Annotated in this window: 14 protein-coding genes; all 14 read left to right on the forward strand. The window is 60.8% G+C overall.

The window, feature by feature from the left end:
* Positions 1-17 precede the first annotated feature (17 nt).
* Positions 18-2,144, forward strand: coding sequence for a type IV pilus secretin PilQ (locus tag BN1133_RS15015; RefSeq protein WP_050667303.1), 2,127 nt, complete (start codon positions 18-20; stop codon positions 2,142-2,144).
* A gap of 191 nt (positions 2,145-2,335) precedes the next feature.
* Positions 2,336-2,854, forward strand: a complete 519-nt coding sequence (gene aroK / locus BN1133_RS15020) for a shikimate kinase AroK (protein WP_050667304.1) — start codon at positions 2,336-2,338, stop codon at positions 2,852-2,854.
* Positions 2,855-2,867: 13 nt separating this feature from the next.
* A complete protein-coding gene (gene aroB / locus BN1133_RS15025) occupies positions 2,868-3,947 on the forward strand; it encodes a 3-dehydroquinate synthase (RefSeq protein ID WP_050667305.1) in 1,080 nt (359 codons plus the stop codon).
* A gap of 46 nt (positions 3,948-3,993) precedes the next feature.
* Positions 3,994-5,439, forward strand: a complete 1,446-nt coding sequence (locus BN1133_RS15030) for an SPOR domain-containing protein (RefSeq protein WP_169793531.1) — start codon at positions 3,994-3,996, stop codon at positions 5,437-5,439.
* A 59-nt stretch (positions 5,440-5,498) separates the two neighbouring features.
* Positions 5,499-6,377: a Dam family site-specific DNA-(adenine-N6)-methyltransferase gene (locus tag BN1133_RS15035; RefSeq protein ID WP_050667307.1), complete on the forward strand. Its 879-nt coding sequence runs from the start codon at positions 5,499-5,501 to the stop codon at positions 6,375-6,377.
* A 75-nt stretch (positions 6,378-6,452) separates the two neighbouring features.
* The gene (gene rpe, locus BN1133_RS15040; RefSeq protein ID WP_050667308.1) at positions 6,453-7,127 is read left to right on the forward strand and encodes a ribulose-phosphate 3-epimerase; all 675 of its coding nucleotides are present in this window, start codon (positions 6,453-6,455) and stop codon (positions 7,125-7,127) included.
* A complete protein-coding gene (locus BN1133_RS15045) occupies positions 7,114-7,785 on the forward strand; it encodes a phosphoglycolate phosphatase (RefSeq protein WP_050667309.1) in 672 nt (223 codons plus the stop codon). Before rpe ends, BN1133_RS15045 begins: the two co-directional genes overlap by 14 nt.
* Before the next feature lie 18 nt (positions 7,786-7,803).
* Positions 7,804-8,808: a tryptophan--tRNA ligase gene (trpS, locus tag BN1133_RS15050; RefSeq protein ID WP_050667310.1), complete on the forward strand. Its 1,005-nt coding sequence runs from the start codon at positions 7,804-7,806 to the stop codon at positions 8,806-8,808.
* 130 nt (positions 8,809-8,938) lie between these two features.
* Complete coding sequence (locus tag BN1133_RS15055; protein ID WP_050667311.1) at positions 8,939-9,154, forward strand: hypothetical protein; 216 nt, start codon at positions 8,939-8,941, stop codon at positions 9,152-9,154.
* Positions 9,155-9,308: 154 nt separating this feature from the next.
* On the forward strand, positions 9,309-9,893 hold the full coding sequence (locus BN1133_RS15060) for an anthranilate synthase component II (protein WP_050667312.1): 585 nt from the start codon (positions 9,309-9,311) through the stop codon (positions 9,891-9,893).
* Between the two features lie 276 nt (positions 9,894-10,169).
* On the forward strand, positions 10,170-11,381 hold the full coding sequence (locus BN1133_RS15065) for an aspartate aminotransferase family protein (RefSeq protein WP_050667313.1): 1,212 nt from the start codon (positions 10,170-10,172) through the stop codon (positions 11,379-11,381).
* 77 nt (positions 11,382-11,458) lie between these two features.
* On the forward strand, positions 11,459-12,478 hold the full coding sequence (gene astA, locus BN1133_RS15070; RefSeq protein ID WP_050667314.1) for an arginine N-succinyltransferase: 1,020 nt from the start codon (positions 11,459-11,461) through the stop codon (positions 12,476-12,478).
* Between the two features lie 55 nt (positions 12,479-12,533).
* On the forward strand, positions 12,534-13,997 hold the full coding sequence (gene astD, locus BN1133_RS15075) for a succinylglutamate-semialdehyde dehydrogenase (protein WP_050667315.1): 1,464 nt from the start codon (positions 12,534-12,536) through the stop codon (positions 13,995-13,997).
* A gap of 60 nt (positions 13,998-14,057) precedes the next feature.
* On the forward strand, positions 14,058-14,855 hold the full coding sequence (locus BN1133_RS15080) for a DUF1338 domain-containing protein (protein ID WP_050667316.1): 798 nt from the start codon (positions 14,058-14,060) through the stop codon (positions 14,853-14,855).
* Positions 14,856-14,945 lie beyond the last annotated feature (90 nt).

Genomic DNA, 14,945 nt, shown 5'->3' on the forward strand with positions numbered 1-14,945 from the left:
CATAAGCAGGGACAGTTATGAAAGGGACAGTGAGGTTTGTCAGGACAGGTGTGGCGCTGTTGGCTCTGGTATGCCAAGGGGCATGGGCGGTGGCCACCCTGCAGGAGGTAAGGGTTAATCCCCTGATGTCTGGACGGCTGGTGCTCGAACTCAAGTTCAGTGAACCCGTCTCCGGTTTCACCGATCGCTTGGCCTATCAACCAGATCAGCTCTGGATGCACATTCCAGGCGCGGTCGGAGCCCTGCAGACCAACCCCTTGCCCATCCGTCAGCAGGGGGTGGGTGAGGTAAAAGTCGAGTCCAAGGGGTCCGGGCTCGATGTGCGGGTCGGCCTCGATGAGCTGATGCCCTACCAAATCAACCAGCAAGGCAGTTCCCTGTTGATTGCCTTGGGTAATGAGGCCAATGCCCCGTTGCGGACCAGTCCGGCCATGACCCCCACTGCCGCTTCGGGTCTGAGTTCCGCCACTTCGGGATTGACTACGACGCCGCCTCGTCCTGTGATGAGCAAGAGTGCTGGACAGGCCACCGGGGATTATTTCAATGCGGTACGCAACCTCGATTTCCGCCGTGGCAAGGATGGGCGAGGCGAGTTTTTGGTGCGGCTGGACAACAGCTCGGCGGCTATCGATATCAGTGCCCAGGGGCCGAAGGTCAAGGCCAAATTTTTTGGCACCCGGCTGCCGGATGAGTGGCTCAACATCATGAATGTTCGAGACTTTGCGACTCCGGTTACCCAGGTTGAGGCCTTTCGTCAGGGGCGGGATACCCTGTTTGAGCTGACCGTCAACGGCAGTTACGACTACCGCTACGATCAGGCCGAGAATCTGTTCATCATCCAGGTGAACAAGAAGGCAGGGGGGGCGACCAGGCAGTATGCAGGCAAGCCCATCTCATTGAACTTTCAAAACATTCCAGTCCGGACTGTGCTGCAAATCATTGCCGACTTCAATCACTTCAACCTGGTGACCACGGATTCGGTGGCAGGCAATATCACTCTGCGCCTGGACGGGGTCCCCTGGGAGCAGGCGCTGGATGTGATCCTCAAGGTGAAGGGGCTCGACAAGCGACTGGACAACAACATACTGCTGGTGGCTCCGGCCGACGAGATTGCGGCCCGGGAGAAACAGCAGATGGAGAGCCGTAATCAGGTGGCCGAGTTGGCTCCGCTAGAGACTGAATTCTTGCAGATTAACTACGCCAAGGCAGCCGAGGTGGCGAGCCTGCTCTCGTCTGAGAGCACCAAGCTGCTCTCCAGCCGGGGGGCGGTGAGTGTCGATGAGCGCACCAACCTGCTGGTCATCAAGGATACCGCTGCGGTGATCGACAACGTCAAGCGGATGCTGGAGATGCTCGACATTCCGGTGCGTCAGGTGGTGATCGAGGCGCGCATGGTGACCATAGATGATGGTTTCGACGAAGCGCTGGGGGTGCGTTGGGGGGTCACCAAGACGGATGGTCATGGTAATGGCACCTCTGGTCACATTCAGGGGATCGACGGTGCAGGCAACGATAACGGCTCCAGTCTGATCACCCGGCCTGGCATTGAAGACAGGCTCAACGTCAATCTGCCGGTGGCCAATGCGGCGGGGACCATTGCCTTCCAGGTGGCACGTCTGGCTGATGGAACCCTGCTTGATCTGGAGCTGTCGGCCCTCGAGAAAGAGAGCAAGGCCGAGATCATCGCCAGTCCGCGTGTCACCACGGCCAACCAGAAGCCGGCGTTGATCGAGCAGGGGACCGAGATCCCCTATGTGGAGTCCTCCTCCAGCGGCGCCACCTCGGTGACCTTCAAGAAGGCGGTGTTAAGCCTCAAGGTCACGCCACAGATCACGCCGGATAACCGGGTGATCCTGGATCTTACCGTGACCCAGGATACCAAGGGGGAGACGGTGCCCACCGGGACGGGGGATGCTGTTTCCATCAATGCCCAGTCCATCACCACTCAGGTGCTGGTGGATAATGGCGAGACGCTGGTGCTGGGTGGCATCTATCAGCAAACCATCAAGAACGATGTGAGCAAGGTGCCACTGCTGGGGGATATCCCGGGTCTGGGGATACTCTTCAAGAAGACCATCAGTGAAAACAAGAAGCGTGAATTGCTCATCTTTGTGACCCCGAGAATCGTCACCGACGACCTCTAAGCGCTTTACAGCGACTGACAAAACACATATAACCTAACGCCCCAAAGCGGTCGGGGCGTTGGGTTGGCCGGTTGCCAGCCCCCCTTTCAATTGAGATAATTCCCCGTCTGATCCATCGCAAGATGAGGTTCACCGGCATCCCGGAGTCTCTTTTCCGGGATCTAACACAGTGAAAGAACAAACGAAAAAACATGGCTGAGAAACGCAATATTTTCCTGGTAGGGCCCATGGGTGCGGGCAAGAGCACCATTGGCAGACATCTGGCTGAGCAGCTGCATATGGAGTTTTTCGACTCCGATCAGGAAATCGAGCGCCGCAGTGGTGCCGACATCAGCTGGGTCTTTGATGTCGAAGGGGAAGAGGGTTTCCGGGTGCGTGAAGAACGCGTCATCGGCGAACTCTCCGAGATGCAGGGTATCGTGCTGGCGACCGGTGGTGGTGCCATCAAGAGCCGCGAGACTCGCAATCGCCTCTCCGCCCGCGGTATCGTTGTCTATCTGGAGACCACCATCGAGAAGCAGCTAGCACGCACCCAGCGTGACAAGCGTCGCCCCCTGCTGCAGACCGCAGAGCCGCCCCGTGAGGTGCTCGAGCGTCTGGCCGGGGAGCGTAACCCCCTCTACGAAGAGGTGGCCGATTTTGTCGTGCACACCGATGAGCAGAGTGCCAAGGTGGTCGCCAACCAAATCGTCAAGCTGATTGGCATGTAACACGGAGAGGACCATGGAAAGGTTGGTCGTAGAATTGGGTGAGCGCTCCTATCCCATCGAGATTGGAGCAGGTCTGTTGCGTCAACCCGAGCGTTATCGCCAGGTGATCAAGGGCCAGCGCGTCATGGTGGTCACCAACGAGACGGTGGCTCCCCTCTACCTCGAGACCCTGTTGGCCCAACTTGGTGACTACCGGGTCGATACCCTGGTCCTTCCTGATGGCGAGGCTCATAAGAGCCTTTCTACCTTTGAGACGGTGATGAGCGCCCTGCTCGAGGGCAATCACGGCCGGGATACGACCCTCATTGCCCTCGGTGGTGGTGTGATAGGTGATCTGGTCGGGTTTGCCGCCGCCTGTTATCAGCGGGGAGTGCCCTTCATCCAGATTCCGACCACTCTGCTCTCTCAGGTCGACTCCTCGGTGGGCGGCAAGACGGCCGTCAATCACCCCCTCGGCAAGAACATGATCGGTGCCTTCTACCAGCCCAAGTCGGTGATCATCGATATCGACTGTCTGGCCACCTTGCCCGAGCGTGAGTTTGCCGCCGGCATGGCCGAGGTGATCAAGTACGGGATCATTTGGGACAGCGATTTCTTCGTCTGGCTCGAGCAAAATATGGCGCGTCTGCAGCAGCTCGATGAAGAGGCGCTGACTCAGGCCATTCTGCGTTGCTGTGCCATCAAGGCAGAGGTGGTGGCCGAGGACGAGACGGAGTCCGGCGTGCGTGCCCTGCTCAACCTGGGTCACACCTTCGGCCATGCCATCGAGGCCGAGATGGGGTATGGCAACTGGTTGCACGGTGAGGCCGTGGCTGCCGGTACCATGCTGGCGGCCGACACCGCTGTTCTGTGTGGCATGATGAGCGACGCCGAGCGTGAGCGGATCCGTCGCCTGCTGCTGGCGGCACGCCTGCCGGTTCACGCCCCCGCAGAGATGGACTTCTCCGCCTTCATCGCCCACATGCGGCGAGACAAGAAGGTGCTCAATGGCACGCTGCGCCTGGTGCTGCCCCGTGGCATTGGCAAGGCCGAAGTGGTTGCCCATGTCACCGAAGCACAGCTGGCTCAGGTCATAGAGCAAGCGCGTGGCTGACATCAAACAGCTGCAACTGCCGAGCCAGCGTCAGCTGGTTGACCGCATGTTGCACCTCATCGAGTTTGACACTCCCTTTGTCCTGCTCTCCGGGCGGCCTGGTTCGGGCCGCTCGACCCTCTTCGAGCAACTCCTCGGGCAGTTACCCGATACCCTGCGTCCGGTGACCCTGATCCCGACCAAGACCATGAAGATGGAGCAGGTGCGAGAGGCCTTGTTGCGTCAGATGGTTCCCTCTCCCCTGTTTAATCCCGCGGATGCCCTTGCCGACAGTTTCTTGCGCATGGCGCAGGGACTAAGGCAGCAACTGGTGATCCTGATCGACGGGGTGGACAGGTTGCCACGGGAGCTGTTGGCCGAATTGTGGGCACTGATGCTGGCCAACGATGCCTTGCCACGGCCTCACCGTCTTGCCATCCTGCTCACCGCCGATGAGCAGTGGGCTCGTCAGCACCGTCCTCTGCTCAAGGGGCGGGCGCTGCCAGCTCTGGAGGTTGAGCTGGTACCACTGACGGCTCCCGAGCAAAAGATTTTTCTCTACGAGAAGGGCAACCAACTCAAGGTGCCCTCTCTGCTGTTGACCAAAGAGAAGGTGGTCGAGATCCTGGCCGTGGCCAAGGGTCATCCCGCCACCATCATGATGTCTCTGGAGGAGCTGATGAGTGATCGTCGTCCACGCAAGCGTCCCGAGCCCTTTCCGATCCGCAAGGCGGCCATCGGGCTGGCCGCTACCGCCCTCGTCTTGTTGGGCCTGACCTATCTGGTCCCTGCCTTCATGGGGGGCGCCGCCGACGCCCCCAAGGTCGAGAGCGTCTCCGGTACCCTGCCGCCACCGGTACCGACCGGGCCTGTCTCTACGGATCCGAGTCAGCCTGACACTCCGGCGACCCCCACGGGATCGGCTCCCGTCGTCCAGGAGTGGAAGTCGGAAAAGGCTGCCCTGCCCGAGCAGGTCAAGGGCGATACCCTGACCACAGAGAGTCAGAATTACGAAGGGCGCCGTGTGGTCATCGCCGATGAGGTGGTGCAACAGCTGATGAAGGACAAGCCGGTCAGCGGCGCGCTGCCCACCGAGGTACAGCAAGCCGTGGTGCCGGGCAAGCAGGTGATTGGCGAGCCCCAGGCTCCCGCCAAACCCGCCGCCGTGGTCAAGCCGGCCCCCGAGGTCAAACCCGTTCCCGAGCGGCAGACTGTCAGCCTGACCCCGGCCAAGACTCTCAACCAGAAACGCAGCAACCACTTCAGCGTCCAGCTGATGGGGGCCAGCAACATGAAGGCGGTCGAAGAGTTTGTGGGCACCCACAAGTTGGCCGGTCAGGTTTGGGTCTACCAGACCCAGTTCCGTGGTAACCCCTGGTACGTGGTGCTGAAAGGGGATTATGCCACTCTGGAACAGGCCCGCGCCGCCATTCGCCAGTTGCCGCCTCCTCTGCTCAAGGAGCAGCCCTGGCCCAAGTCATTTGCCCAGGTGAAGAAAGAATTGAAGAAATAGCGCGGAAAAGGGGGTAAACTTCGCCCCCTTTCGGGCCTCACTCCACTCACCGGAACTTCATGAAAAAAACACGCGCCTTCCTGAAATGGGCCGGGGGCAAGTTCTCCCTGATCGAAGAGATTGCCGAGCGGCTGCCCGAGGGGCGTGTGTTGCTGGAGCCCTTTGTTGGCGCCGGCTCCGTGTTTCTGAACACAGACTTCGAAGAGTATGTGCTCAACGACATCAATCCTGACCTCATCGACTTCTACAACCACCTCAAGCACTCTCCTGACCGCTTGATCGCTGAGGCGCGGCGCTGGTTTGACCCCGAGTTCAACAACAAGGCAGCCTACTACCGTCTTCGCACCCAGTTTAACCAGGCGAGCGACAGTCTGGAGCGGGCCCAACTGTTTCTCTACCTGAACCGGCATGGCTTCAACGGCCTCTGCCGCTACAACAAGAAGGGGGGGTTCAACGTTCCCTTCGGATCCTACAAGAAGCCCTACTTTCCGGAAAAAGAGCTCTGGCTGTTTGCCGAGAAGGCCCAGCGTGCCACCTTCATCTGCGAGAGTTATGTGGATGCCATGGCCCGTGCCGAGTCGGACTGGGTCATCTACTGTGATCCTCCCTATGCGCCCCTCTCTACCACCGCCAGCTTCACCAGCTATGCGGCCAGCGGCTTTACCCTGGACGATCAGGCCGTGCTGGCCCGGGTGGCCAGGCACACGGCGGCCGAGAAGGGGGTCCCCGTGCTTATCAGCAACCACGACATCGAGCTGACCCGAGAGCTCTACCGTGGTGCTCGCCTCGACGAGGTGCAGGTCAAGCGCACCATCAGCCGTAACGGCGGGGGACGCAACAAGGTGGCCGAACTGCTGGCCCTCTATCTGCCCGGCATCTCTCCCGAGCAGGGATGGTATCCCGAAGAGCCCCACATCGAGCCCGCCACTCGGGCGTGATTCGGCCTCGTCTCTGTCCTGGCTTTGCGGTAAAATTGCGCCGCTTTTTTGCCCCGCAGCCAATGGATGATGCCGATGAAAGACTTTCTGATTGCACCCTCGATCCTCTCTGCCGACTTTGCCCGTCTGGGTGAGGACGTGGCCAAGGTGCTGGCCGCCGGTGCCGATGTGGTTCACTTCGATGTAATGGACAACCACTATGTGCCCAACCTGACCATTGGTCCCATGGTGTGTGAGGCCCTGCGTGGCTACGGTATCGAGGCGCCCATCGACGTGCATCTGATGGTCAAGCCGGTCGATCGCATCATTCCCGACTTCGCCAAGGCCGGTGCCTCTCTCATCACCTTCCACCCGGAAGCCTCCGAGCATCTGGATCGCTCCCTCGGCCTTATCAAGGAGCTGGGTTGCCAGGCTGGCCTGGTTCTCAACCCCGCGACCTCTCTCTCCTGCCTCGAATACGTGATGGACAAGCTGGACGTGATCCTGCTGATGTCGGTCAATCCGGGCTTCGGTGGTCAGAGTTTCATCCCCGGCACGCTCGACAAGCTGCGCCAGGTGCGCCGCCTGATCGACGAGAGCGGGCGCGACATCCGCCTCGAGATCGACGGCGGGGTCAAGGTCGAGAACATTCGCGAGATCGCCGAGGCCGGTGCAGACATGTTCGTGGCGGGCTCCGCCATCTTCGGCAAACCCGACTACAAGGCGGTGATCGATCAGATGCGCGCGGAGCTGGCTCATGTCCGTCGTTGAGCATCCCTTCGACCTGGTGCTGTTTGATCTCGACGGCACCCTGATCGACAGCGTTCCCCAGTTGGCGTTGGCGGTGAACCAGATGCTGCGAGAGTGCGGTTTTGACGAGGTGCCCGAGGCGGTAGTACGCACCTGGGTCGGTAATGGTGCCGATACGCTGGTGCAGCGCGCCCTGGCCCATGCCGGAGCCGGTGAGGCGCTGTTTGCGACCGCTCGTCCGGCCTTTGGTCGCTACTATCAGGCCTGCCTGCTGGAGGGGCTCGAGATGTATGAGGGGGTGGCCGCCACCCTGGCACGATTGGCGACGGCGGGGTATCGTCTGGCTGTGGTGACCAACAAGCCAACCGCCTTCGTGCAGCCGATCCTCGAGGCACTGGGGATAGCAGGCTATTTCTCTCTCTGGCTCGGTGGTAACTGTCTGCCCGAGAAGAAGCCCCATCCCGCCCCCCTGCTGCACGCCTGCCACGAGCTGCAACTCTCTCCGGCGCGCACCCTGATGGTAGGCGACTCCGAGAACGATGTGCTGGCTGCCAAGGCGGCCGGTATGCGGGTTGTGGGGCTCACTTATGGCTATAACTACGGGCGTCCCATCGCCGACTCACAACCCGATTGGGTCTTTGAACACTTTTCCGGGCTGGACACGATCCTGCCCGGTTAATAAAGGAACTCACACTCTATGGCTAAACCAATCGTACTGAGTGGCGCCCAGCCCTCCGGCCAACTGACTATCGGCAACTACATGGGAGCCTTGCGTCAGTGGGTCAACATGCAGGATGACTACGACTGCCTCTACTGCATCGTCGATATGCATGCGGTCACCGTACGCCAGGATCCCCTGGCCCTGCGCAAGGCGTGTCTGGATGCGGCAGCCCTCTATCTGGCGGTGGGCATCGATCCCAAGAAGAGCACCGTCTTTATCCAGTCTCATGTTCCCCAACATGCTGAGCTGGGCTGGGTCCTCAACTGCTATACCCAGATGGGCGAGCTGTCGCGGATGACCCAGTTCAAGGACAAGTCGGCCCGTTTCGAAAACAATGTCAACGTCGGGCTGTTCGGTTATCCGGTGCTGATGGCCGCCGACATCCTGCTCTACCAGGCCAACCAGGTGCCGGTCGGCAACGATCAGAAGCAGCATCTGGAGCTGACCCGCGACATCGCCTATCGCTTCAACAACCTCTATGGCGAGGTCTTCACCATGCCGGATCCCTTCATCCCGACCGAAGGTGCCCGGGTGATGAGCCTGCAGGACCCCACCAAGAAGATGTCCAAGTCCGACGACAACGAGGCCAACTTCATCGGTCTGCTGGAGGATCCCAAGCAGATCGCCAAGAAGATCAAGCGCGCGGTCACCGATTCCGACAATCCGCCCGTGGTGCGTTTCGATGTGGAGAACAAGCCTGGTGTCTCCAACCTGCTGACCCTGATGTCGGGCGCCACCGGTCGCTCCATCCCCGAGCTGGTCGAGCATTTCGACGGCAAGATGTACGGCCACCTCAAGGGTGAGTGTGCCGACGCCGTGGTGGCCATGCTCGAGCCGATGCAGGCCCGTTTCAACGAGTTGCGCCAGGATGAGGCGCTGCTGCTCTCCATTTTGGCGGAAGGTGCACAAAAGGCACGCGAAAGGGCTGAAAAAACCCTCGCCAGGGTATATGATGTAATCGGCTTCGTTCCTCGAGCCTGACATACTGGGAAGGTGTAGTAGAAGAGAGCCGGGTATCGACCTGGCTTTCTTTGTTTTCATCGATAACAATTGTCCTCAGTGGCTCGTATTCCGGGCCTTCCTCTATACCTCAGAAACTCGTTGAGAAAGCATGACCGCCCACGCCGAAATACCCATGACCGAACTGGAAGACAAGGGGCACTGGCTCCGCAAGTTCCGCAAGGCAAAGAATCTCAATACCCTGCAGCTGATGGTTTCCAACGCCATCGACAGACATCACACCATGCCTTCGGTAGCGGCGGCCATCTACCTGGCCGAGTGCCAGCGGGAGCGGGAGCTGGAGCAGGGACGCCTGCTGGATCGCTAATCTCTTTCACCGACCGCGTATCGTCTTCTTTCCGTGTTGAGCCGCTCGGGTGATGGCACATCCCGGCGGCGCCATTTATTACGTCGGTGAACCATGCCAGAATGTGCCCCCGCCTGACCGGCCCCGTTTCTGATCTGACTGTTTGCGGTTTTCTATGTTGCTGCTGATCGATAATTACGACTCCTTTACCTGGAACCTGGTGCAATATTTCGGGGCGCTGGGCAGTGAGGTCGTGGTGCGTCGCAACGATGAGATCACGTTGGAAGGGATTGCCGCACTGGCACCGGATCAGCTGGTCATCTCCCCCGGTCCCTGTACCCCCAACGAGGCCGGGATCTCCCTCGAGGCCATTCGCCACTTTGCCGGTCAGTTACCGATCCTGGGAGTCTGCCTGGGTCATCAATCCCTGGCCCAGGTGTTTGGGGCCCGGGTGGTGCGTGCCCGCCGGGTGATGCACGGCAAGACGTCATCCATCCGGCACACGGGGGAGGGGGTGTTTCGCGGGCTCGCCGATCCGCTGACCGTGACCCGTTACCATTCGCTGGTGGTGGCGTGGGACTCCCTGCCCGATGCCTTGGCGGTCACTGCCTGGAGCCTGGATGAGGAGGGACGACCCGACGAGATCATGGGCCTTCGGCATCAATCTCTTAACATTGAGGGGGTTCAGTTCCATCCGGAGAGCATCCTCAGCCAGCAGGGACTCGATCTGTTGGCCAATTTTGTCCGTCCATCCCGCTGATTTTGTGATTTTCTTCGCAAATCCGACAGCCGATTTGCTTTTTCACTCCTGATAATTTATTCACCCACAACTCCCGCCATATTGGGGCTTGCCAAGCATGGCTGCTCCGTTATGCAATAGGCCCGCCTATTTTCTCATGCCTTGTCGAACATTGTTTGCCCAAGTACGGCAGGTTGCAGACTTTTTTCTTTTTTTTTGTGATAATCCGGTCGTGTTTACACGGATTTAACTTTTCGGCGGTCAAATATTCTGAGCGCCGATCACAAGGAGCAAGCTATGTCAGTGCAAGTGACACGTGATCAGTTCGATGAAGTGATGGTACCCAACTATGCCCCGGCCAAGATCATCCCGGTGCGTGGTGTTGGCTCCCGTGTCTGGGATCAAGAGGGGCGTGAGTACATCGACTTCGCCGGCGGTATCGCGGTCAACGGTCTAGGCCACTGCCACCCCAAGCTGGTGGAGGCCCTCAGGCACCAGGGTGAGCAGCTCTGGCACCTCTCCAACGTCATGACCAACGAGCCGGCCCTGCGTCTGGCTCGCAAGCTGGTCGATGCCACCTTCGCCGAGAAGGTCTACTTCTGTAACTCGGGTGCCGAGGCCAACGAGGCCGCCCTCAAGCTGGCCCGTCGTTATGCCATCGAACAGTTTGGCGAGCACAAGACCCAGATCATCGCCTTCCATCAGGGTTTCCATGGTCGCACCTTCTTCACCGTGAGCGTCGGTGGCCAGGCGGCTTATTCCGACGGCTTCGGTCCCAAGCCCGGTGACATCACCCATGTGGCCTACAACGATCTGGCGGCGCTCGAGGCGGTCATCTCCGACAACACCTGCGCCGTGGTCATGGAGCCGCTGCAAGGGGAAGGTGGCATCATCAGCCCGACCGATGAGTTTGCCAAGGGCGTGCGTGCCCTGTGTGACAAACACAATGCCCTGCTGGTGTTTGACGAGGTGCAGTCTGGTGTGGGCCGTACCGGTCACCTCTACGCCTACATGGGCCTCGGTATCACCCCGGACATCCTGACCAGTGCCAAGGCGCTCGGTGGCGGCTTCCCGATCGGTGCCATGCTGACGACCTCCGCCATCGCCGCCCACCTCAAGGTCGGTACTCACGGCTCTACCTATGGTGGCAACCCGCTGGCCTGTGCCGTGGCCGAGGCGGTGATCGACGTGGTCAACACCCCCGAGGTACTAAACGGCGTGAAACAGCGCGAGCAGTTGATCCGTGAGGGCCTGGAGGCGATCAACGCCAGGTACCACTGCTTCAGCGAAGTTCGCGGCCAGGGCCTGCTGCTCGGTGCCGTGTTGAACGAGGATTACAAGGGGCGCTCCCGCGACTTCCTGCTGGCCTCCATCGACCAGGGGCTGATGGCGCTGGTGGCCGGGACCAACGTGGTGCGTTTCACCCCCTCCCTGATTATCCCCGAAGCGGATATCAAAGAGGGTCTGGCCCGCTTCGAGAAGGCGGTCGCCCAGGTGGTGGGCGCCTAATCCTGTATTGAGGCGGGGAGCGTCTCCTGGCAGGAGCCGGGAACCCCGCCTGTCGTCAATCAAGGGAGTTGTCATTCATGTTGGTTATTCGCCCCATAGAGCAGAAAGATTTTGCGGGCCTCAAGACCTGTGCCATCGAATCCGGCACCGGCATGACCTCGCTGCCGGTCAACGATGAGCTGCTGCAACGCAAGATAGACGCGTCCATGCAGACCTTCTCCGACAAGCCGGCAGGCAAGGGAGATTGCCTCTACTTCTTCGTGGCCGAGGATCTCGAGACCGGCGAGATGGTGGGCACCTGCGCCATCGATGCCGCCGTCGGGCTCTCCCAGCCCTTCTACAACTACCACATCGGCAAGGTGGTCCACTCCTCGCCCAAGCTCGGCATCTACAACGTGGTCGAGACCCTGACCCTTTCCAATGATTACACCGGCAGCACCGAGCTCTGTACCCTGTTTCTGCGCGAGTGTGCCCGTGAGGGGCAAAACGGACGCCTGCTCTCCAAGCATCGCTTCCTCTTTATGGCGGAGCATCAGGAGCTGTTCGACAACACCGTCTTCGCCGAGATGCGCGGTGTCTCCGATGAAGAGGGGCACAGCCCCTTCTATGAGTGGTTGCAGACCCACTTCTTCTCCCTCGACTTCCCGACCGTGGACTACCTGACCGGTATCGGCAAGAAGCGCTTCATCGCCGAGCTGATGCCCAAGTACCCCATCTATGTGAACCTGCTCTCGGATGCGGCCCGAGCCGTCATCGGCAAGACCCATGACAAGACCCGTCCGGCCATCAAGATGCTGCACGACGAGGGTTTTGTGAACCGCGGTTATGTGGACATCTTCGACGCGGGCCCCGCCGTGGAGTGCGAGCTGCAGAACATTCGCAGCGTGCGGCGCAGCCGCCGCCTGGCGGTTCAGGTCGGCGATCCGGTGGGCGGGCAGAATTTCCTCATCTGCAACTCCCGCTTCAGCCAATATCGGGCCTGCTACGGCAACATCAGCATCAATCCCGACACCCATGAGGCCATCATCCCGCCCAAGATGGCGGCGGCCCTCAAGGTGCAGGACGGGGATCTGGTGCGGGTAGTCGAACTCGACTGATGATTTGCCGGGCCAAGGTCCGGCGTGACGGGCGCAGCCCGCTGGAGACAATGGAATGAATGTACAGCTGATTAATGGCCAGTGGCTGGCCGGTGAAGGAACAGAATTCGTCTCGGTCGATCCGGCCAAGAATCAGGTGGTCTGGCGTGGCCAGGCCGCCAGCCCCACCCAGGTGGATGCTGCCGTCAAGGCCGCTCGCGCCGCCTTCTACCAGTGGGGGGATAGCTCCCTCGAGGCGCGTCTGGCCATCGTGACCCGCTTTGCCGAGCTGCTCGGCGAGCATAAGGAGTCCCTGGCCCTGACCATAGCCCGGGAGACCGGCAAACCCCTGTGGGAGACCCGCACCGAGGTGGTCGCCATGCAGGGCAAGATTGCTATTTCGATCCGCGCCCATGAGGAGCGCACCGGCACCGTCGAGAACCCCATGCCGGGCGCCAAGGCGTTCGTGCGCCACAAGCCCCACGGTGTGGTGGCCGTGTTCGGTCCCTATAACTTCCCGGGGCACCTGCCCAACGGCCACATAGTACCGGCCCTCATCGCCGGTAATACCGTGGTCTTCAAGCCCTCCGAGCTGACCCCCCTGGTGGCCGAGGCAACCCTGAAGATCTGGCTGGAGGCCGGTCTGCCGGCCGGCGTCATCAATCTGGTGCAGGGGGAGGTCGAAACCGGCAAGGCCCTGGCGGGTCACGTCGACATCGATGGCCTCTTCTTCACCGGCTCGTCGCGCACCGGGCACCTGCTGCACCAGCAGTATGCCGGGCAACCGGGCAAGATCCTGGCCCTGGAGATGGGTGGCAACAACCCGCTCATCGTCAAGGACGTGAGCGATATGGACGGTGCCGTGCATGCCATCGTGCAGTCCGCCTTTGTCACCTCCGGCCAGCGCTGCACCTGCTCTCGCCGTCTCTTTATCCAGCGCGGTGCCGCGGGCGATGCCTTGCTGGCGCGTCTGCGCGATGTGGTGAGTCGTATCCGTGTCGGTCACTATGACGACGTTGAGCAACCCTTCATGGGCGCCATGATAAGCGAGAGGGCGGCACTGGGCATGGTTGCAGCCCAGAGCCACCTCAAGAGCCTGGGTGCCGAGCCCCTGCTCGAGCTCAAGCATCTGGAGCCGGGCACCGGCTTCGTCTCCCCCGGCATCATAGATGTCACCGGCGTCGCCGCGCTGCCGGACGAGGAGTACTTCGGCCCGCTGCTGCAGGTCATTCGTTATGACGATTTCGACGCCGCCATCGATCAAGGGAACGCCACCCGCTACGGCCTCTCGGCCGGTTTGCTGGGGGACAGTGAGGCGGACTGGCAGCACTTCTTCAAGCGTATCCGCGCCGGCATTGTCAACTGGAACAAGCCCATCACCGGCGCCTCCAGTGCCGCCCCCTTTGGTGGCATCGGCGCCTCGGGCAACCACCGTGCCAGCGCCTACTATGCGGCCGACTACTGCGCCTATCCGGTCGCCTCGGTTGAGGATGGCAAGGCGACCATGCCGGATCAGCTGTCACCAGGCCTTCGTTTCTAAAACAAGGGGCGTCCAGGCAGGCGCCCCGGTTTGTACCCCGCAAGCAAAGGAAAGAGAGAGATGCAAAAGGATATCGAGACCCTGTTCGGTCATCTGTGGGACAACTACATCAAGGTCACCCCGAGTGCCCACAAGGTGCACGAGCTGCTCGCCGGCGGCGAGTCTATCGTCAACGATCATGTCGCCTTCCGGACCTTCAACCTGCCCAAGGTGGGGCTCGAGAAACTGGCCGCCCACTTCCTGGCCCTGGGCTATGAGGAGAAGGGGCAGTACGAGTTCAAGGCCAAGAAGCTCAAGGCCAAGCACTTCGAGCACAGCGATCCGGATGCCCCCAAGGTATTTATCAGCGAGCTGAAGGTGGAGGAGCTCTCGGCCCCGGCCCAGGCGATCGTTCATGCTCTGGTGGAGCAGGTGCCCGAGCATCTGACCGATGCCCCTGCCTTCCTCTACGCCGGCGCTCCGTGGCGTGTCTCCCATGCCGACTACCAGACTCTGCTGGCCGAGAGCGAGTATGCCGCCTGGATGGCCGCCTGGGGCTATCGTGCCAACCATTTCACCGTCAGCATCAACCGCCTGCGTGACTTTGACACCATAGAGGCAGTCAACGCGGCCCTGAAGCGTGCGGGCTTCGTGCTCAACGCGGTCGGTGGCGAGGTGAAGGGCGATCCGCACGTGATGCTGGAGCAATCCTCCACCATGGCCGACAAGGCCGATGTGGCCTTTACCGACGGGGTGAAGACCATTCCAAGCTGCTTTTACGAGTTCGCCCTGCGTTACCCGCAGGCCGACGGCATCCTCTACCCGGGCTTCGTCGAAGCCTCGGCCGACAAGATCTTCGAGTCGACCAACGCCATGTAAGAGAGGGGCCGCTTGGCCCCTCTTCTTTTTCTGACGCGACCGTGGATCTCCTTTCCCGGTTTCGGCTAGAGTGAGAAATCATCCTCAACT

The sequence above is a fragment of the Aeromonas schubertii genome, from assembly GCF_000820105.1.
GTDB lineage: Bacteria > Pseudomonadota > Gammaproteobacteria > Enterobacterales > Aeromonadaceae > Aeromonas > Aeromonas schubertii.